Genomic DNA, 18,107 nt, shown 5'->3' on the forward strand with positions numbered 1-18,107 from the left:
GCCCGACCGCGTGACGCGCCCGGCGGAATGCGGCTGTGAGGCGTGCCGTTCTGTCGCGCCCGCGGCGCAGGATGCTTTGGTCGGGTCGATCGCATCCAAGTCCCCCTGTACGTCGCCCGCTCCCGGCGTGCGTGCCGTCCGCAACACCGAAGGAGAGATCGTGATGGCAGGAAAGGCCGACGAGAGCGCCCGCGCGATGTCCGTGCCGCTTCTGCGGGGCCAGAAGGCGCTGGTGACCGGCGCCAATTCCGGTATCGGCCTGGCCACCGCGGTTGCCCTGGGCCGGGCCGGAGCGGACGTCGTGGTGAACTACGTCGCCGGGGCGGAGGAGGCCGAGAAGGTCGTGGGGCAGATCAAGGACTTCGGGGTCCGCGCCTACGCCCACGAGGCCGACGTGTCCGACGAGGACCAGGTGGTCGCCATGGTCGCCCGGATGGTCGAGGAGTTCGGCACCATCGACATCATGGTGGCCAACGCGGGCCTACAACGGGACGCGGCCCTGACCGACATGACGCTCGCCCAGTGGCAGAAGGTCATCGACGTCAACCTGACCGGTCAGTTCCTGTGCGCCCGGGAGGCCGCCAAGGAGTTCCGGCGACGCGGCGTGGTGGAGGAGGTCTCGCGGTCGGCCGGGAAGATCATCTGCATGAGCTCGGTCCACCAGGTCATCCCCTGGGCGGGGCACGTGAACTACGCCTCCTCCAAAGGAGGTGTGTCCATGCTGATGCAGACCCTGGCCCAGGAGCTGGCCCCCGAACGGATCAGGGTCAACGCCGTCGCACCCGGCGCCATCCGCACACCGATCAACCGCGACGCCTGGTCCACCCCCGAAGCCGAGGCCGACCTGCTGCGCCTCATCCCGTACAACCGGGTGGGCGACCCCGACGACATCGCGGGCGCCGTCGTCGCCATGGCGTCCGATCTGCTCGACTACGTCGTCGGCACCACTCTCTATGTCGATGGCGGAATGACACTCTTCCCCGGCTTCGCCACCGGAGGCTGACCTCCATGCGGGATCACGTCACGCCCCGCCGGGTGGGGATCCTCGGCGGCCGGGGTTTCGCCGGGCTGTTCGCCGCCCGAGCCCCGCGGCACTCCGGACCACCGAGGCACACATGATCGGCACAGCGGCACTTCTGGCGAACACCCCTCCCCAACTCCTGCCGGCCCGCGAGCTGATGGCCTTCACCCTCGCCTCGCACATCCTGCTGGTCCCGTTCGGTGTGGCACTGCCCTTCATCACCCTGCTGATGCACTACCGCGGACTGCGCCGCGACGACGCCGTCGCCCTCACACTCGCCCGCCGCTGGTCGGCGGTGATGGCGGTGCAGTTCGCCATCGGTGTGGTCACCGGCACCGTGCTGTCCTTCGAGTTCGGCCTGCTGTGGCCCGGGATGATGGGCCGCTGGGGTGACGTGTTCGGCCTGGGGTTCGGGGTCGAGGCATGGGCGTTCTTCCTGGAGGCCGTGCTGATCGCGGTCTACCTCTACGGCTGGCGCAGGCTCAAGCCCTGGACGCACTTCTGGCTGGCCGTACCCCTGCCCCTGACCGCTCTGCTGGGGGCGTTCGGCATCATCGCGGCCAACTCCTGGATGAACACGCCGCAGGGGTTCGCGCTCGACGCACAGGGCAGTCCCGTACACGTCGATGTGCGGCAGGCGGTCTTCACACCGATCTTCGGCGCGGAGTACTGGCACTTCGTGGTGGCGATGTTCCTGACCGCCGGCTACGTGGTCGCCGGCGTGTACGCGGTCGGGTGGCTGCGCGGGCGCCGCGACCGGTACCACAGGCTCGGCTTCACGGTGCCGTTCACCGTGGCCGCGATCCTCACACCGGTGCAGTTCGCGCTCGGCGACTCCGCCGCCCGTGCCGTCTTCCACAAGCAGCCGGTCAAGTTCGCCGGCATGGAGCTCGTCTGGAAGACGGACACCCACGTGCCCGAGTACATGTTCGGAAGGCTGAACAGCGACGGGACGATCTCCGGCGGACTCAAGATCCCGCAGCTGGACTCGATCCTCGCCGGCTTCAAGCCCAGCACCCGGGTGACCGGGCTGACGTCGGTACCGGCCGCCGACCGCCCCACCGTCGTCCAGGCCACCATCGCCCACTGGGCCTTCGACATCATGGTCACCATCGGCAGCCTGCTGATCCTGCTCGCGCTCTGGTACGGCTGGTGTCGGCTGCGGCGCCGGGACCTCCCCCGCAGCCGCTGGTTCTTCCGTTGCGCCGCCGTCGCGGGAGTCGCCTGTCTGGTGACCGTGGAGTGCGGCTGGATCACCACGGAGGTGGGGCGCCAGCCCTGGATCGTCTACCACCACATGAGAGTGTCGGAGGCGGTGACAGCCACCGGGGCGGGGTCGCTGTGGGCCATGCTCGGCATCGTCATGGCCGTGTACGTGGCCGTCTTCGGCTCGTTCCTCGCGGTCGTCCTGAAAATGCGGACACGCTGGCGCCTCGCCGACGAGGGCCGTGCCGCCGCGGGCACCGTACCGCCCCCGGAGACCGACACCCCCTACGGGCCCAAAGGACCCGGGCCCGCGGCCACCCCGGCCCCGCCCGGCCGTTCCGCCGGCGGTGCGTCATGATGGCCGATCTCATCGCCTGGGTGATGGTGCTCGCGATCGCCGCCTACGCCTGCGCCGGGGGCACCGACTACGGCGCCGGCTTCTGGGACCTGCTGGCCGGAGGAGCGGAGCGCGGGCGACGGCCCCGGTGGCTCATCGACCACGCCATGGCACCGGTCTGGGAGGTCAACAACGTCTGGCTGATCTTCGTCCTGGTCACCATGTGGACCGGCTTTCCGACGATGTTCCAGGCCGTCTTCGCCGCGATGTGGCTGCCGCTCGTCCTCGCCGCCGTCGGGCTGGTGCTCCGCGGCGCCGGATTCGCCCTGCGCAAACCGACCCGCCGACTGGCCCAACGCCGGGTCTACGGCGCGATGTTCGCCGTGTCATCGCTCCTCACGCCGTTCTTCCTCGGGGCGGTGCTCGGCGGCATCGCCTCCGGTCGGGTCGCGGTCGGCACGACGGCCTCCGCGGACGCCTGGGCCAACGGGACCTCCGTCCTGGCGGGACTGCTGGCCATCGCCGCCACCGCGTTCCTGGGGGCGGTGTTCCTCTGCTCCGACGCCCGGCGGTTCGGTGCCGACGACCTCATCGGCTACTTCCGGGTGCGCGCGCTGTTCGCCTTCGCCGCCGTCGTCGTCCTCGCGCTCATCGGTCTGCCCGTCACCCGCGTCGACGCCCGGTACGTCTGGGACGGCCTCACCGGCGGCTGGGGCCTGCTGCTGGTCGTCCTGGCCGCGGTCTGCGGCCTGGCCACAGTGCTGCTCCTGCTGCGGCGGTCCTACGGCTTCTCTCGCTACACCTCGGTGGCGAGCGTCGCCCTGACCGTCGGTGCCTGGGGCCTCGCGCAACGGCCCTATCTGCTGCCCACCTCGCTGACGGTGGCCCAGGGGGCGGGCGCCGCGGACACCCTGCGCTGGCTGGCGATCGTCACGCTCATCGCGGTCGTCCTGGTCGGCCCGGCTCTGGTGCTGCTGTACCGGCTCGACACCATGGGCGAACTGGAACCGCTCACGGATGCCGACACCGGGGCCGCGGGAACACCCGGGGACAACCTCTGACGGCACACCGGCCCAGGTTCAGGGCCTGGTCAGCTCAGCCGTGCGGCGATGCGGTCACCGACCCGCAGGGCGTTCGCGATGGCGGTCAGTGACGGGTTCACCGCGCCGATGCTCGGGAAGAAGCTGGTGTCCACCACGTAGAGGTTGTCGAGGTCGTGGGCCTTGCAGTCGACGTCGAGGGCCGAGCTCTTCGGGTCGGCGCCGAACCGTACGGTGCCCGCCTGGTGCGCGGTCGCTCCGATCGGCATGCCCTTGTGCAGGTAGATGCTGTGCGACAGCAGATGGTGCTCGTGCATGCCCAGGTGCCCGAGCATCCCCTGCAGCTTGTGCCGGAGGCGATCCAGCCCGGCGATGTTGTTCTTCTCGTCGAGGGCCAGGTGGATGCGGTCGTCCTTGTCGAGGGTGACGCGGTTCTCGGGCAGTGGCAGGTCCTCCCCGCACAGCCAGAAGTCGACCGCGTGGTGCGCCAGCATCTCGAACGGCATGTCGGGCGAGACGGCACCGGCCCAGCGGGGCGCCTCGCCATGGATCTGGTCGGCGTCCGACTTGCCGAGCATCTGGATGCCACCGAGCGGGAAGTCCCAGTCGTCCGCGCCCAGGTACCAGTCGTGCAGCGCCAGCGTCTTCTGGAACCTGGTGGGGTTCGGTTCCCTGGACACCGCCATCAGGGCCGCGTTGTTGTGACGCATGTAGTGGCGTCCCACCACGTCCGAGCTGTTGGCCAGGCCGCCGGGGTGCCTGTCGTTGGCCGAACGCAACAGCAGGACTGCGGAGTTGACCGCACCGCAGGCGACCACCACGATGTCGGCGCTGAACGACTCGGTCGTTCCGTCCCCGAGTTCGGCGACGGCCCTGGTGACGGTGCGTCCGGTCGGGTCGGTGTCCAGGCGCCGCACATGGGCGCCCGTCACCATCGTGACGTTGTCGTGCCTGAGGGCCGGGTCGACGCAGATCACCTGGGCGTCGGACTTGGCACCCAGCAGGCAGGGGAAGCCGTCGACCCGGTCACAGCGGATGCAGGCGCTGGAACGGGTGGCCCCGCCGTTCTCGTCCTGGGTGAGGTTCACGCCGATGGGCAGGTGGAAGGGGTGCAGCCCCCTCTTCTCCAGATCGTCACTGAGCTGCTGGATGCGCGGCTCGTGCTCGACCGGGGGGTGCGGATACTGGCCGCTGGTCGGCCCCTCGGTGGGGTCCTCGCCGTGCCGCCCGTGAACCAGGTAGAGCTGCTCGGCCTGGGTGTAGTACGACTCCAGGTCCTCGTAACGGATCGGCCAGGCCGGGGAGACGCCGTCGTGGTGGCGCAGTTCACCGAAGTCCTCCGGCCGGAGCCTGAAGAGCGCGGCGCCGTAGAACTTGGTGTTGCCGCCGACGTAGTAGTTGACCTCCGGAGGGAACTCGTTGCCGTGCTTGTCGCACCAGAACTCCGGGGCACGGTAGGTGCCCTTGACGAAGACGGCGGTGGAGTCCCAGTTGTCCCGCTCCCGCGGCAGGTAGTCGCCGCGTTCCAGGATCAGGATCCGCCTGCCGGTGGGGGCCAGCCGGTGGGCGAGCGTACCGCCGCCTGCTCCGGTGCCGATGATGATGACGTCGTAGTGCTGATCGTCAGCCATGAGGGGGACCCGTTCGCAGTAGCATCCGCTGGGGCGATTGGGGTGTTCACTCCTCTTTCGACGCTATCGGTCACCGCCGGGATCGGCGACCCGGAGGGAAGCCACCGCCGCCACGACCCGCCGCGCGGCGGGTCGTGGCGGCGGGCTCTCCGGGGGCGGCGTGAACCTCCGTCAGGCCTCTTCCAGGGCATCGCCGAACTCGCGCAGCACCCGGCTGTGGTGGTTGTGGGCGAGCTGATGTCCGACGGCCAGGAGCAGCGCCACCGGCCATTCGACGACTTCCAAGGCGGCCAGAACGCCCAGGCCCGCCAGAAAGGCGAGGTGGTCGGGCGGGGGCAGTTCGACGCGCTGCCCGAAGACGTCCAGCGCCACGGCGTTGTGCGTCACCGCTCGCTCGGCTGCCGCACGGGGCGTCTTGGCGTCGCCCTTTTCCGAAGCGTCCGGCTGAGCGGGGCGGACCTCCTGGGGGGTGACGTTCGCTACGGTCATGGTCGTCATCCGTTCCCTCGGTTCCCCCTTCGTCCACCATATGCAGGGCTCGGGGGCGGCGCACGGACGAGCGGCGGACGGTCTTCCCCCCTCCCTCAGCCCGCCTGCGCCGGTCCGATCACGACAGCGATGTCATCGGGCCGCGGTGTGGGCCTGCCACCGCCGTCGGCGGGTGCCAGTCGGCCACCGGGGCGCACCAGGAGCAGCAGGTCGTACTCGTGCGGAACAGGGCCGTCGAAGCGCCGGGCCACGACACGGGCGCCCTGGGCGTAGCGCTGGGAGACGGCGAGACGGGTGAGGTCCGGGGCGAGCAGGGTCTCCCCAGTGCCGTAGGGGGCCACGACTCCGTACTCCCGGCTGCGCGGTCCGAGGCGGTAGACCGGAACGCCGCCGGCGCGGTGCAGGACGGTCGAGGCCAAGGCGTTGAAGTCGTCTTCGTCGGTCAGGAGCAGCACCGCTGTGATGGCTTCGAGCCGGGCGCCGCGTCCGGTGGCCGCTGCCAGCAGTTCCCCTGGCGCCAGTTCGAGTCCGGCCTCCCGGATGCGTGCCCTCTGTTCCTCGGAGCTGGCCCACATCAGCACCTCGATCCCCGCCGAGCGCAGTACGCGCCCGAGGTCGATGGCCCAGGGATCACCACCGACGAGCAGGGGGCGGGCCCGGGTGGAGCGGGTGACGCCCAGGCGACGGGCGACGGGGACCGCCGTCAGGCCGTAGAGCGTGACGGTCGCGGCGATCACCAGGAAAGTGACCGGGAGGATCTTCGAAGCCCCGCCGATGCCCGCCGCGACGAGACCGGCGGAGAAGGTCGACGCGTTGGCCGCGGCCACGATGCCGCGCGGGGCCATCCACGCGAGGAAGCCGCGCTCGCCGCGTGTCATGCCTGCCCCGAGCGTCGCCAGCCACACGGTCAGCGGACGCGCGAGCAGTAGGAGGACCGCGACGAGGCCGAGTGTCGGCAGGACGACGTGGCGCAACGAGGCGGGGGTGACCGTTGACGAGATGGAGACGAACAGCAACCCGATGATCAACCGGACCAGCGTCTCGATGAAGGGGCGCTCCTCGGGCACGTCGTATCCAGGCAGGTACACCACCGCGAGCCCCATGACGATGGCGGCGATGAGCCCGGAATCGTCGCGGACCATGTCGCAGGCCGCGGCAGCCGCGATCACCGTGGCCACCTGTGCGGAGGTGGCCAGCACGTCGCCTAGCCGGAGCCTGGCCAGCAGCAGCCACAGCAACGCCGTCCCCACGGCGGCACCCGCCAGTCCGACCCCGACACTGACCGCGAACTGCCCCACCCGACTGGCGAAGCCCCTGTCATGGCCGTCGTCGAGGACAGCGGCGTAGACCAGAGCACCCAGGATGCCCCCGACGGGGTCGACGAGGGAGCCCTCCCAGGTGAGGATCCGCTGGGGCCGCTCGGCAGGCCGGACGAAGGCGAGCAGTGGCCCGACGACCGTGGGACCCGAGACCACGAGGATCGCGCCGAGCATGAGTGCCGCCTGCCCGGACATCCCCAGCACGGGGGCGGCGAACAGCGCGGCGGAGGCCCAGGACAGGACGACTCCGGCCACGATCAACCTGACCACGGTGCGGCGCGGGCGCCCCTGGAGCCTGCGCAGGTCGAGCCCTAGGCCGGCGTCGTAGAGGATCAAGGCCACGGCCAGCGACACCAGGGGCTGGAAGGCCGGGCCCAGCAGCCGGTCGGGGTGGATGTCGTCGGTCAGGGCCCCGGCCACGAACCCCGCCGGGAGCAGGATGATCAACGCCGGCACCCGCACACGGGAGGCGACGATCTGGGAGCCGACCGCGAGAACGAAGGTCAGGCCCACGCCGAAGAGGATCTCGTCGGTCGTCACCGCCCGCCCTTCCTCCGGCCCGTCCCATCGCCGATGCCGCTCACCGTCCGCGTCCCATGCTCACTCGGTGGGGAGCCCTTCGCATGTCCGACGGGGGCACACGGGTTCCTCCCGGGACGCCGGCGTTGCAGGGCGCCCCGAAGGCGTCCGGCCTTGCGAGGGAAGGGCTGGAGGGCCGGGCGGCAGACCGTTGCCGCCCGGCCGTCATCGTTTGCCGCCGCCCACCCCCGGTTCAGCCGTTCTTGCGGGCCACTCCGCCGTAGATACCGATCGGCGGGGTGTCGGGCGCGGGGGGCTGCTCGGGGCGCCAGTCCGGGACCGGGGTCAGGCCCGGGTCGATCAGGGTGAAGTCGCCGAAGAAGTTCAGGACCTGGGGCCGGGTGCGGGGGTTCATGGTGGCGGTGGCGTTGTTGTAGACGGCCGCCGCGCCTTCGCGCCGGTCCTCGTGGAGGTCGCCCGTCGCGTGCGACAGGACGAGGTAGGAGCCGGTGGGCAGCGCGTCGCGGAGGGTGGCGACGAGGGCGTCGGGGTCCTCCGCCTCGGTGATGAAGTGCAGGACGGCGACCAGCAGCAGCGCCACCGGCTCGTCGAAGTCGATGACCTCGCGCACCTCGGGGTGGTCGAGGATGGCCCGGGGATCGCGCAGGTCGGCCAGGACGACGGAGGTGTTGGTGTCGTCGTCGGCCAGCAGAGTCCTCGAGTGGGCGCTGACGATCGGGTCGTTGTCGACGTAGGCCACGCGGGTCCCGGGAGCTGTGGCGCGCGCTGTCTGGTGGACGTTGGGCTCGGTCGGCAGACCCGTGCCGATGTCCAGGATCTGCCGGATGCCGCCCTCGGCGACGACGTGCCGGACGGCGCGGTGCATGAAGTGCCGGTTGGCGCGGACGGCCACCCGTACCTCGGGGGCCGCCTCGATGAACTTCTCGGCGGCTTCCTGGTCGACCTCGTAGTTGTCCTTCCCGCCCAGGAAGTAGTCGTACATCCGGGCCGGATGGGGCCTGCTCGTGTCGATCTTCAGGGGCTGGGCGGCACCGCCGCTGAGAGGGGAGGTCATACTGCCTGGCTCCGTCCTGGACCCGTGTCCCGCCACCGCGTGAAACGGGATGAGTGACTGTCAGATCATCATCCTGGCATGGCTAAGGCCACCGATTCACGCAACCCCTCAGCCATCGGGGCACCGCCCCGAGGTTCCCTCGACGCGTCGGCCGCCCGGGTCCGTGACGCTCACCGGCGCCGGCTCGGCTCCGGGATCGGCGACGCGCTGCGCCGCGACGGCCGTACAGATGATCTGGTCCGCCGCGAGGTCACCCAACTCATCGTTCAGCGATTTGAGGTGCACGGTGATTTCACCGTCCCGCTCTGTCACCGTCGCCCGGCCGGGCGAGGAATCCCCCTGCGGCACGGCGGTGGGGCCGCCCGTGGCCGGGGGGACACCGGCGAGATTCAAGAGGCCTGGGGGCAGATCCGTCCTCATCCGCTTGTTCCGCTCCGCGTCGCTCGGGCCCAGGAGCAGGAGTTCCACGGCCGAGTCGACATCGCCCGGCGCGTCGGTCTCGCGCGGGACGGAGACCAGGCGGCCGTCCCGCACGAAGTAGACCCGGGTCTTCGGCACGATCCCGACGGCGGGACCGCCCGCCTGCACCACGCCGGTCGCGGGAATGCCGCAGGAGGTGAGGGCGCACAGCGCCGGGAGGAGGAACAGCGCGGTGCGGCGCAGAGCGGTCGTGGGCCGGGGTGCGGGAGTCACCAGCGGTTCTCCTCGGGAAACTGGTCGCCGGGCAACGGGAGTTCCACCGTGAAGACGGCGCCCCCCTCGGGCCGGTTCGCGGCGCGGACGGTGCCGCCGTGCACCCGGACGTTCTCCGCGGTGATCGCGAGGCCCAGGCCGCTGCCCTCGGTGCGGGTGCGGGCGGCGTCCGACTTGTAGAACCGCTCGAAGACATGCGGCAGCACGCTGTCGGGGATGCCGGGCCCGCTGTCCGACACCTCGATGACCGCGAGCCGCCGCGCGTCCGGCTCCCCGCCCTCGTACAGCCGGAGTGCGACGGGCCGGGCCCCGTGCCGCAGGGCGTTGCCGACCAGGTTGGCGACGACGACGTCGAGGCGGCGCGGGTCGACGCGGGTGCGCAGGGCGTCGGGCGGTGGCAGGTCGGTGTCCACGAGGTCGGTCCACGCGCGGGCGGCGAGGGTGCGCCGCAGCGACTCGGCGAGGTCGATCTCGTCCAGGTGCAGCACCGCCGCGCCCGCGTCGAAGCGGGAGATCTCCATGAGGTCGTCCACCAGCCGGGCCAGCTTCACGGTCTCCTCGCTGATCAGGCGGACCGCGGTGGCGGTGTCCGGGTCCAGGCGGGCGGCGTCCTCGTCGAGGACGTCGGTGACCGCCGACATGGCGGCCAGCGGGGTGCGCAGCTCGTGCGACACGTCCGCGGCGAACCGGCGGGCCCGGGCCTCCATGCCGCGCAGTTCGGCCACCGACTCCTCCAGCGCGGCGGCCGTCTCGTTGAACGTGTGCGACAGATCGGCGAGTTCGTCGGATCCGTCGACGGCCAGCCGCGTGTCCAGCCGTCCCTCGGCGATGCTGCGGGTGGCGCGGCGCAGCGCCCGTACGGGCCGCAGAACCCCGCGCGCGGCGAGCAGCGCCAGCAGTACGGCCAGCGCCAGCGCGGGCACGGTGGCTCGTTCGATGGCGGTGACCAGGGCGTCGACGTAGGCCCGTTCCGTGGTCTGCGGCACGGTCAGGAAGACATGGACCCCGGAGGCGTACTCGCCTTTCCTGGGCGGCTCGGCGAAAGTGACCGTCATGCCGACGACGAGGGAGGTGTGGTCGCCGGCGTCCACCCGCTGGAAGACGGTGGCCATGCTGGAGTCCACGGCCTTGCGCAGGGCGGGGGTCAGCTCCTCGAAGGGGTCGCCGGGGACGGAGGTGGCCCGCAGGTCGCCGTAGGTGGCCAGGACGCGCCAGGTCCCGGAGGGCTCGGCGCGGGCCACGTCGGCCGTGAGCCGCCGCAGTTCGGCTTCGCCCGGCGGGAAGCCGAGTTGCGGAGCGAGCCGGTCGACCTGGGCGCGCAGCACTTTGATCACGGCGTCCTGGCTCTGCTGGAGGACGCCCGTGCGCGCCTCACGGAAGGTCAGCGCGCCGGTGGTGGCGACCGTGAGACCGGCGACGAGCACGAACGCCACGACCAGCCGCATCCGCAGGCCGCGCAGTTGGGGGACGCGTGGACGCTTCACTGGGCCGCGAACCGGTAGCCGAAGCCGCGCACGGTCTGGATGTAGCGGGGATCACGCGGCGGCTCGCCCATCTTGGCGCGCAGCCGCTTGACGCAGGCGTCCACCAGCCGGGCGTCCCCGTGGTAGCTGTGCTCCCAGACCGCCTCCAGCAGCTGCTGTCGGCTGAACACCTGGCCGGGCGAGGCGGACAGGGTCAGCAGCAGCCGTAGTTCGGAGGGGGCGAGCGCGATCGGCGCGCCCCGCAGGGCGACCGAGAGCCCGGCCCGGTCGACGGCGAGGTCTCCGTACGTGTCGATCTTCGGTATGCCGCCCTCGGCGGGCGCGCCGGCGGCCGCGCGGCGCAGCACGGCGCGGATGCGTGCCTCCAGCACTCGGGCCTGCACGGGCTTGACGACGTAGTCGTCGGCCCCCGCCTCCAGTCCTACGACGATGTCCTCGTCGTCGCCCCGCGCGGTCGCCATGATGATCGGCAGGGTCTGGTCGAGGGTGCGTATCCCGCGGCACACGTCCAGGCCGGATATGCCGGGCAGCATCAGGTCCAGCACCACCACGTCCGGCCGGAAGGACCGCAGCCGTTCCAGCCCGTCCTCCCCGGTGTCGACTGCGGCGACCTCGTGGCCCTGGCGGCGCAGGGCGAGTGCGACGCCCTCCCGCACGGCACGGTCGTCTTCGATCAGGAGAACGCGTGGCATGCGCCCAGTATCCGCACGAACTCCGGCCACCCGCGGCCTTGTTACCGGATGATCATAAAACCTGTAACGGATCAACCGTTACCCTTTCGTTACCGCTTGGGCCAGATCTGATCACACTACGATCACAACCTGACCAACATGACCACGCGCACAGCACGCCACACCCGTGGCCGTAGCCGCCCCTCACACGCCTCACCGCCCAAGCGGAAGGGACCCCTGTGGGCAGGCCTGGTCGCGCTGGCCGTCCTGGGCGCCGCAGGATTCGCGCTCATGGACACGACCACGTCCGGTGCGGACCGAACGCGCGACACCGCCCGCACCGAGCCCACCGGGCGCGCCGCGTCCGGCCCGGGTACCGCCGCGAGCACGGGGAGCGCCGAAGCCGACGCCACCTCCGAGCCCGACGCCACCTCCGAGCCCGGCTCCGGGTCCGGCTCCGGTGAGGCGACGCACAGCTCCCCGCCCCCGCGCCCGCACCGGCACCCGTCGTCCGGTCGGTCCGCCGGCGCCTCCTCCCCGCCTCCCAAGACCTCCTCCGAGCCCGACATCCCGGCCACGGGACCGGGCACGTACACCGTCGCGGCCGGCGGAAGCGCCAAGGCGGGGACGGGAACCGCCCTGCGCTACCGGGTCGAGGTCGAGGACAACCTCGACCTGTCCGCCGCCGACGTCGCCCGGCAGGTGGACCGCATCCTGGCCGACCGGCGCGGCTGGACGAGGGACGGACACTCGGCGTTCCAGCGGGTGTCGACCGGCGCGACCGACTTCGTCGTCCGGGTCGCGACGCCCGCGACCGTGGACAAGAAGTGCCTGGAGGGCGGCCTGGACACCCTGGGCGACTACAACTGCAGCTGGGGCGACAACGTGATGGTGAACCTCGAACGCTGGCTGCTCGCGACCCCCGTCTACGCCAAGGACGTCACGGCCTACCGCGCGCTGATCATCAACCACGAGGTCGGCCACTTCCTCCGCCACAACCACGTGGGCTGCCCGGGGCCGGGGCAGCCGGCTCCCGCGATGATGCAACAGATCAAGGGAATGAACGGCTGCGTCCCCAACGTCTGGCCGTACGACGAACGGGGCCGCTACCTGACGGGACCGGCCGTTCCCTAGTCGGCCACCTGCCCAGCTACGTCGGTGCGGCGATGTCATGCTCGGTCTCTTCGCCGCGCCGGACGCCGAGCAGCCCCCGCCCGGCGAGTTCGCCCAGCTCCCTGACCGGCCGGCGCACGGTCGTGAGGTCGGTGAGTTCTGCGGACGGCGCCGAGGGCGACCTCGTGGGAGTGGGCGTGGACGGGGTGGGCGGCTCGGGCCGGCTGAGCGGCCTGGCCGTCGCGTCCGCGCCTTCGGCGCCGCCCCGGTCGACAGTGACCACGAGGCGTTCATCGAGGGGGAATGCCCCGTCGCCGTCGACTGCGGCCTCAGCAACCAGGCGTCACCAGCCCCGTCTACGTGACCACGACCGCCTGAGCCCTGCTGCCCACGCCAGCTTGGTCATGGGATCCCTCACCCGGGTCACCCGGGCACGGAAGTACAGCGTTCAGACCGTTGCGTCAGACGAGATCACTGTGTCAGGCGGAAGCCGTCGGGGCAGGTTGGCTTCTGGATGACGACGACCAGTACTCACTGGTAGGCGGGTACGGCCCAGGTGGCCTTGTAGCGCCGGTCGGCGGCGGAGACCGACTCCAGGGACTGCGGGCCGCTGGTGGGGACGAAGCGGATGTACGCGGTGTCCCAGGAGTTGCCCGCTGCCTGTGTCTCCGGGCACCCTGTCGAGCAGGTGGAGATCACGGCGCCCGTGGTGGGGGCGTTCCCAACGCTCTTGATGAGGGTGCGCTTGGTGACCTCGGCCCGGTTCGCATAGTTCGTACACCAGTGATTCTCCGCCCCGGCCACGTACTCCGGCAGTGGCCAGGTGCCCTGCGAGTCGTCGTAGCAGTCGACGGCACCGCTCTTGGAGAACTGGACGATGCCGGCGTTGGCACCGACCCACAGCCGGTCGGTGTTGCCGTAGACCGGGGTGAGTTCGTGGCCGTACGCCTTCTTCGCGCCGATCTGCTGGGGAAGAGGCCAGGCCTTCCCCCACTTGAGCCGACCGTCGACGTAGTCGTACCGCACCAGAAGCTCATCGCCAACAGCCCACACCGAGTTGCTGCTCGGGTCGTAGAGGACCTCGTGCGCGCCGGCGAGGGAGGTCTGCTGGACGGGCGTGGCGCTCCAGTCGCCCGGGGTGCCCTGTGCCTTGGAGTAGACCGCGAGCCCTCCGGCGATCCCCTCCGAACCGAAGACCCGCGAGGCGAACGCGGCGATGACCGTGCCGTCCGGCAGCATCTCCACCCCGTGCAGGTCGTTCGGGTCGCCCACGTTGATCGCCCAGTGGTAGCCGGCGAGGGACGGGTACGGGATCACGCCGACGAATCCGCTGGCGCCGTCGCCCGTGACGAGGACCTGTCCGCCGTACGTGCCGCCGGGGCGCAGCTTGTGTGAGGTGCCGCCGGCCCAGGAGTCACCCTTCAGGGTCGTGTCGAAGACCGAGTGGTAAGCGTCCGGGATCCATCGCTGGTACGGGCCCGAGGCGGGCCAGACGTCCGGGCTGGTGGAGTCGAGAAACTCCAGTGCCGAGTGCGCCGTGGGGTAGTTGTTCGGGTACGTCGGGCCGTACCCGTTGCCCGAGATGATCGGTGTGGAGCCGGCGTTGAACTCGACCTCAAGCGTCGGTGTGTTGTACGCGGCGTGGCACGCGTAGTCGGTCGACACCGTGTTCATGGAACAGAAGTCCTTGTAGCCGGAACTGGTGTCCTCCTGCGCCGAGAACCTGATGCCGTAATTCGGGAACGAGGCGTCGTTGGCCCACGCCCTCACCCAGTCGGTGACGTCGATGCGCTGGATGCCGTTGGACGCGGCAGGGTTGGTCCTGTTCGGGATGTCCGGGCAGTTCGGGTGGCCGAGTCCGAACCACGTACCCTTTCCCGCGCCGACGGCCGGCTGGTTGGCCCAGGTGATCGTGGACTGGTCCCACGGCTGGGTCACCGGGTAGACGCCCATCCAGGCCTTCGCGGCGCAGTCCGAGACGAAGGAGTTGTAGACCCGCAGGTATGCCTTCGAGATCGGGGCTCCGCGGAGCTTGGAAACGTCGAAGCGCATGAAGCTGCGGTACTTCGTGGTGCCGTTGTCGGGCGTGCCGACGTGCAGGAGTTGCCCTTGCGAGTGGTCGACGCCGTCCGCGTTGGTGATGTAGGTGTCCTGCAGCCGCTTGATGATGTTGCGCGGCCCCGTCTGCGTCATGGGGGATGCCGTGGGCGTCGACGCCGTGACGGCCGCCGTCTTGGCCGTCTCACCGGTTTCGGCCGCCTGGGACGGCGGGACGAGCAATGACGCCAGGAGCGCCACTCCGCCTCCCGCCGTCACGAGGCATCTCTTCAGGAGACGCCGTTGACTGTGACGATGCACGTGTGAGTCCGCCTCTCACGATCTGGACGGCATGGCCCTGGGGCCGACCGTGCCGGTTCACGGCACGGTCGGCCCCAGTCAGTCATGTCCGCGGTGCGGGTCAGAACTTGGGGTCGAGCAGCGAGCCGAACGTGTGGGAGCCGGTGGTGGTGCCCACGCCGCTGACGAGCGTCGCCGCCGGGGAACCGGACTTGGCGAGGTAGGAGGTCTGCGTGTAGCCACCGTCCCCAGGGACCAGGCAGTCCTTCCACGTGTACGAGCCCGCGGCCAGGGAGATGTCGCGGGTCGGGACGCGGAAGGAGTCGAAGACCTGCGACCACGTGTAGTTGCCGGCGGCCAGGGTGATGGACTTGCTGACGCACGCGGTGGCGTCGGACGGCGAGGGGTTGCCGTTCAGGGTCAGAGTCCGCGTGTTGTACGCCGTGCCCGCCGCACTCGCCGGGTTCCCCGCGATAGCCACGAGCGCCGTCGCCGCCGCCGCGACGGCCGCGAACCTGCTGATCTTCCCAACCATGTGATGCCTCCTGGTGAAGTGACGTCGTTGCTGTCCGCGACACTAGCATCGCGTTTCACTTAAGTGAAAGCATTTGATCTCCAACGCAGCGCAACACCGCTTTCTTGTCGAGTGGATACACCCCTCCCCCTTCCCGATGCGTTCATCAAGTGCATCTTTATGTTCTGCCTCCCGGTGTGGGTATCACCGCGAGCGTCGGCGCACGGACCGCGCGCGGCGCGCGGGATAATGCCTCCCTGACAGGAGGCGTCGAGAGGTGAGCGACCGTGAGTGAGACCGAGGGGCAGCGGCTGGCCGCCCGCCTCGAGTACCTCTTCGAGCATGTGCAACCCCTGGGCAGGCGCCACACCCTTCAGGAGGTGGTCGACGGCATCAAGGCGGTGGAGGAGCCTGCAGGCGTTTCACTCTCGGTGGGCCGGCTGTCGATGCTGATGAACGGCAAGGCACCCAACCCCACCATCGGAACGCTTCGCGCGCTCGCCGACTTCTTCGGCGTACCGGTCGGCTACTTCGTCGACGACGCAGTCGCCGACCGGACCATGGCCCAGCTCGCCCTCCTCACAGCCATGCGCAACAACGACGTCAAGGCGGTCGCTCTGCGCGCGGCGACGGTGGCCACCCTCTCCGCCCACGGCCTGGACGTGGTGCGCGGCCTCGTCGAACAGGCCGCCGACCAGTCCCGGGAGCACGACGGGCCGGAGGCTTAGACTTTCCTGTGGCCAAGGCTTATGACCGCGCGGCACGCCGCCGAGCGGTCGGGGGAAGAAGGGGCGCGGTGCGGGACGGCAACCGGTTACGGGCAGAGTCCTGGTCCGACTTCCGCACCCGGTGCGATGCCATCCTGGACGGCCTCCCGCTCGGACGGTCGCAGCCCCTGACCATCGACGCGCTGTGCGCCGCGATCCAAGAACAGCACGGCAGGCGGCTGTCCCTGTCCCCCCTGCCGAAGCAGGCGGGAGCCACCGCCCACCTGTGCGGACTGTGGGTCAGCCTCGGCCATACCGATCACATCTTCTACGAGACGTCCACCAACGCCCTGCACCAGCGGCACATCATCCTGCACGAGATCTCCCACCTCCTGCTCGACCACCGCACGACGGACAGCGACGGCGGCGGTTCGTTACCCGGGATGGAAGCGCTCTTCCCCGGCCTCGATCCCGCCATGGTCCGAAGGCTGCTGGCCCGCGGCCGTACCGACTACACCGAACTGCAGGAGCAGCAGGCCGAGCTGCTGGCCACCCTGATCCACCAGCGGTCGACCGAGCGCCCGTCCCATGGCGCTCCGCCGGTCCACGAGGGGGCGGAGAGCCTCGACCGGCTGGCTCGCGCCCTCGGTCTGGTGCGTCGCCGGTGACGGCCATCCGCCCGTACGAGGTCGTCCTGCTGGTCCCGATGTGGTCCCTCACCGTGCACTCCGCCCGTCGGGCACTGCGCAGCCGCGCCGTACCGGAATCCGCGCCCGCCCGGCTGCTCGCCGGAGTCATCGCCCTGGTCACCCTGTCGGTCACCGTCGGAGTCCCTGCAGTGCGCCGCGTGATCGACACCGTCACCGGTGTACCGAGCATCACCAATGTCATCAGCCATCTGCTCGGCATGTCCGCCATCACGTGCCTCACCGCCTTCGTGCGTCGGACGTCCGCCGCAACAGGCGCGGCTCACCGAGGCCGAACCCGCGACTGGCTTCCCCTTCCGGTGGTGGCAGCCGCCCTGTGCACAGCCTTCTTCCTGGCCCCCCGCCCGAGCGGCGAGCAGTATCTTCTGACCGACCACTCGGCGGCCCACACCGCCTACTGGGCCATCTACATCGGTTACGTGCTCTGGGGAGTGGCAGCGATCGGGGTGATGTGCCTACGGCACCACAAGCAGGCCCCTCCAGGCCCCCTGCGGACCTCCCTGAATCTGATCGGCGCGGGCGCCGTGACAGCCATCGTCTACGCCCTGCACCGGTGCGCCTACCTGGCCCTGCGCGACTCCGGCATCCCGCTGTTCGACGACGCCGTCGTCGTGCCCACCACCCAGGTCCTGCTGACCGGTGCACTGCTGCTGTCCAGCTCCGGGATCGCCTGGCCGGCCCTGACGGACAGATGGCGTGCATACGCCGACCGCCGCAGACTGCGCCGCCTCGAACCGCTGTGGCGGATGCTGACCGACGCGGTACCCGAGGTCGTCCTTCCCCTCCCGGCCCAACTGCGCGCCGACCCTGAACTCATGCTGTACCGCTACACGATCGAGAGCAGTGACGCGATACTCGCCCTCACCCCGTTCCGCAGCCCCACCGTCGAGACGGCGGCGCGCGAGCAGCTCGCAGCCCACGGGGTCACCGGTCCGCGGCTTGCGGCGGCCACCGAGGCCGTCGTCCTGCGCTGCGCCATCGCGCGGGCATCCATGACGCAGACGGCAATGCCGCCGACCAAGGCCCCGGAGCCCTCGAGCGACAGCACCCGACACAGTGGCGACCCGCTCGAGTGGCTGGAACTGCTGGCCGCGCACTGCCGGCACCCGCTGGTCCGCAGCGTCTCCGCGGCCCTGACCGTGCCGGCCAACGACTGAACAGCGCGGGTCACACTGGCCCCGTCCCGACGCCGACGTGAGGGTATCGGCCCGCCGAACCGTGGTCGGCGGGCCGATACCCAGCAT

At 70.6% G+C, this 18,107-nt stretch carries 17 protein-coding genes; 7 read left to right on the plus strand and 10 right to left on the minus strand.

All coding sequences use genetic code 11. From position 1 onward, the window contains the following. The first annotated feature begins 163 nt into the window (after positions 1 to 163). From ACGFNV_RS28650 to ACGFNV_RS28660, 3 genes are all read left to right on the plus strand, one after another. Positions 164 to 1,003: an SDR family oxidoreductase gene (locus tag ACGFNV_RS28650; RefSeq protein ID WP_393626412.1), complete on the plus strand. Its 840-nt coding sequence runs from the start codon at positions 164 to 166 to the stop codon at positions 1,001 to 1,003. Positions 1,004 to 1,115: 112 nt separating this feature from the next. Next, positions 1,116 to 2,585 (plus strand): cytochrome ubiquinol oxidase subunit I, encoded by a 1,470-nt coding sequence (locus tag ACGFNV_RS28655; protein WP_393626133.1) that lies wholly within the window; start codon positions 1,116 to 1,118, stop codon positions 2,583 to 2,585. Then, the gene (locus tag ACGFNV_RS28660) at positions 2,582 to 3,625 is read left to right on the plus strand and encodes a cytochrome d ubiquinol oxidase subunit II (protein ID WP_393626134.1); all 1,044 of its coding nucleotides are present in this window, start codon (positions 2,582 to 2,584) and stop codon (positions 3,623 to 3,625) included. Before ACGFNV_RS28655 ends, ACGFNV_RS28660 begins: the two co-directional genes overlap by 4 nt. Positions 3,626 to 3,654: 29 nt before the next feature. Here the strand turns inward: ACGFNV_RS28660 and ACGFNV_RS28665 are convergent, their stop codons facing one another. The 7 genes from ACGFNV_RS28665 to ACGFNV_RS28695 all read right to left on the minus strand — a co-directional run bounded on the left by ACGFNV_RS28665 (position 3,655) and on the right by ACGFNV_RS28695 (position 11,506). Further along, the gene (locus ACGFNV_RS28665) at positions 3,655 to 5,235 is read right to left on the minus strand and encodes a GMC oxidoreductase (RefSeq protein WP_393626135.1); all 1,581 of its coding nucleotides are present in this window, start codon (positions 5,233 to 5,235) and stop codon (positions 3,655 to 3,657) included. 171 nt (positions 5,236 to 5,406) lie between these two features. Beyond that, positions 5,407 to 5,724, minus strand: coding sequence for a hypothetical protein (locus ACGFNV_RS28670; RefSeq protein ID WP_393626136.1), 318 nt, complete (start codon positions 5,722 to 5,724; stop codon positions 5,407 to 5,409). A 95-nt stretch (positions 5,725 to 5,819) separates the two neighbouring features. Continuing rightward, positions 5,820 to 7,583, minus strand: a complete 1,764-nt coding sequence (locus ACGFNV_RS28675) for a cation:proton antiporter (protein WP_393626137.1) — start codon at positions 7,581 to 7,583, stop codon at positions 5,820 to 5,822. Between the two features lie 232 nt (positions 7,584 to 7,815). Continuing rightward, positions 7,816 to 8,637: an SAM-dependent methyltransferase gene (locus ACGFNV_RS28680; protein WP_393626139.1), complete on the minus strand. Its 822-nt coding sequence runs from the start codon at positions 8,635 to 8,637 to the stop codon at positions 7,816 to 7,818. A gap of 108 nt (positions 8,638 to 8,745) precedes the next feature. After that, the gene (locus ACGFNV_RS28685; RefSeq protein WP_393626141.1) at positions 8,746 to 9,330 is read right to left on the minus strand and encodes a hypothetical protein; all 585 of its coding nucleotides are present in this window, start codon (positions 9,328 to 9,330) and stop codon (positions 8,746 to 8,748) included. Continuing rightward, positions 9,327 to 10,775, minus strand: a complete 1,449-nt coding sequence (locus tag ACGFNV_RS28690) for a sensor histidine kinase (protein WP_393626414.1) — start codon at positions 10,773 to 10,775, stop codon at positions 9,327 to 9,329. The genes ACGFNV_RS28685 and ACGFNV_RS28690 overlap by 4 nt, the downstream gene beginning before the upstream one ends. A 35-nt stretch (positions 10,776 to 10,810) precedes the next feature. After that, positions 10,811 to 11,506 (minus strand): response regulator, encoded by a 696-nt coding sequence (locus ACGFNV_RS28695; protein ID WP_393626142.1) that lies wholly within the window; start codon positions 11,504 to 11,506, stop codon positions 10,811 to 10,813. A gap of 138 nt (positions 11,507 to 11,644) precedes the next feature. On the opposite strand from ACGFNV_RS28695, the gene ACGFNV_RS28700 reads away from it, so the two are divergent. Further along, entirely contained in the window at positions 11,645 to 12,619 is a 975-nt protein-coding gene (locus tag ACGFNV_RS28700; protein WP_393626144.1) for a DUF3152 domain-containing protein, read from the plus strand. Between the two features lie 16 nt (positions 12,620 to 12,635). On the opposite strand, the gene ACGFNV_RS28705 is transcribed toward ACGFNV_RS28700, so the two are convergent. The 3 genes from ACGFNV_RS28705 to ACGFNV_RS28715 form a co-directional block, all read right to left on the minus strand. Further along, on the minus strand, positions 12,636 to 12,881 hold the full coding sequence (locus tag ACGFNV_RS28705) for a hypothetical protein (RefSeq protein ID WP_393626145.1): 246 nt from the start codon (positions 12,879 to 12,881) through the stop codon (positions 12,636 to 12,638). Positions 12,882 to 13,129: 248 nt separating this feature from the next. Continuing rightward, a complete protein-coding gene (locus ACGFNV_RS28710) occupies positions 13,130 to 14,914 on the minus strand; it encodes a DNRLRE domain-containing protein (RefSeq protein ID WP_393626146.1) in 1,785 nt (594 codons plus the stop codon). 142 nt (positions 14,915 to 15,056) lie between these two features. After that, a complete protein-coding gene (locus ACGFNV_RS28715) occupies positions 15,057 to 15,470 on the minus strand; it encodes a hypothetical protein (protein ID WP_393626147.1) in 414 nt (137 codons plus the stop codon). Between the two features lie 266 nt (positions 15,471 to 15,736). On the opposite strand from ACGFNV_RS28715, the gene ACGFNV_RS28720 reads away from it, so the two are divergent. The 3 genes from ACGFNV_RS28720 (at position 15,737) to ACGFNV_RS28730 (ending at position 18,020) form a co-directional block, all read left to right on the plus strand. After that, positions 15,737 to 16,177 (plus strand): helix-turn-helix domain-containing protein, encoded by a 441-nt coding sequence (locus tag ACGFNV_RS28720; RefSeq protein WP_393626148.1) that lies wholly within the window; start codon positions 15,737 to 15,739, stop codon positions 16,175 to 16,177. Positions 16,178 to 16,245: 68 nt separating this feature from the next. After that, on the plus strand, positions 16,246 to 16,824 hold the full coding sequence (locus ACGFNV_RS28725) for a hypothetical protein (RefSeq protein WP_393626150.1): 579 nt from the start codon (positions 16,246 to 16,248) through the stop codon (positions 16,822 to 16,824). Further along, entirely contained in the window at positions 16,821 to 18,020 is a 1,200-nt protein-coding gene (locus ACGFNV_RS28730) for an MAB_1171c family putative transporter (RefSeq protein WP_393626151.1), read from the plus strand. The genes ACGFNV_RS28725 and ACGFNV_RS28730 overlap by 4 nt, the downstream gene beginning before the upstream one ends. The last annotated feature ends 87 nt before the right edge of the window (positions 18,021 to 18,107 follow it).

Origin of the sequence: Streptomyces sp. NPDC048751 (assembly GCF_043198595.1) — a bacterium.
Lineage (GTDB): Bacteria > Actinomycetota > Actinomycetes > Streptomycetales > Streptomycetaceae > Streptomyces.

Coding starts and splice junctions, on each gene's coding strand:
- ACGFNV_RS28650 (WP_393626412.1), top strand. CDS start 164: ATGGCAGGAAAGGCCGACGAGAGCGCCCGCGCGATGTCCGTGCCGCTT.
- ACGFNV_RS28655 (WP_393626133.1), top strand. CDS start 1,116: ATGATCGGCACAGCGGCACTTCTGGCGAACACCCCTCCCCAACTCCTG.
- ACGFNV_RS28660 (WP_393626134.1), top strand. CDS start 2,582: ATGATGGCCGATCTCATCGCCTGGGTGATGGTGCTCGCGATCGCCGCC.
- ACGFNV_RS28665 (WP_393626135.1), bottom strand. CDS start 5,235: ATGGCTGACGATCAGCACTACGACGTCATCATCATCGGCACCGGAGCA.
- ACGFNV_RS28670 (WP_393626136.1), bottom strand. CDS start 5,724: ATGACCGTAGCGAACGTCACCCCCCAGGAGGTCCGCCCCGCTCAGCCG.
- ACGFNV_RS28680 (WP_393626139.1), bottom strand. CDS start 8,637: ATGACCTCCCCTCTCAGCGGCGGTGCCGCCCAGCCCCTGAAGATCGAC.
- ACGFNV_RS28690 (WP_393626414.1), bottom strand. CDS start 10,775: ATGCGGCTGGTCGTGGCGTTCGTGCTCGTCGCCGGTCTCACGGTCGCC.
- ACGFNV_RS28695 (WP_393626142.1), bottom strand. CDS start 11,506: ATGCCACGCGTTCTCCTGATCGAAGACGACCGTGCCGTGCGGGAGGGC.
- ACGFNV_RS28700 (WP_393626144.1), top strand. CDS start 11,645: ATGACCACGCGCACAGCACGCCACACCCGTGGCCGTAGCCGCCCCTCA.
- ACGFNV_RS28715 (WP_393626147.1), bottom strand. CDS start 15,470: ATGGTTGGGAAGATCAGCAGGTTCGCGGCCGTCGCGGCGGCGGCGACG.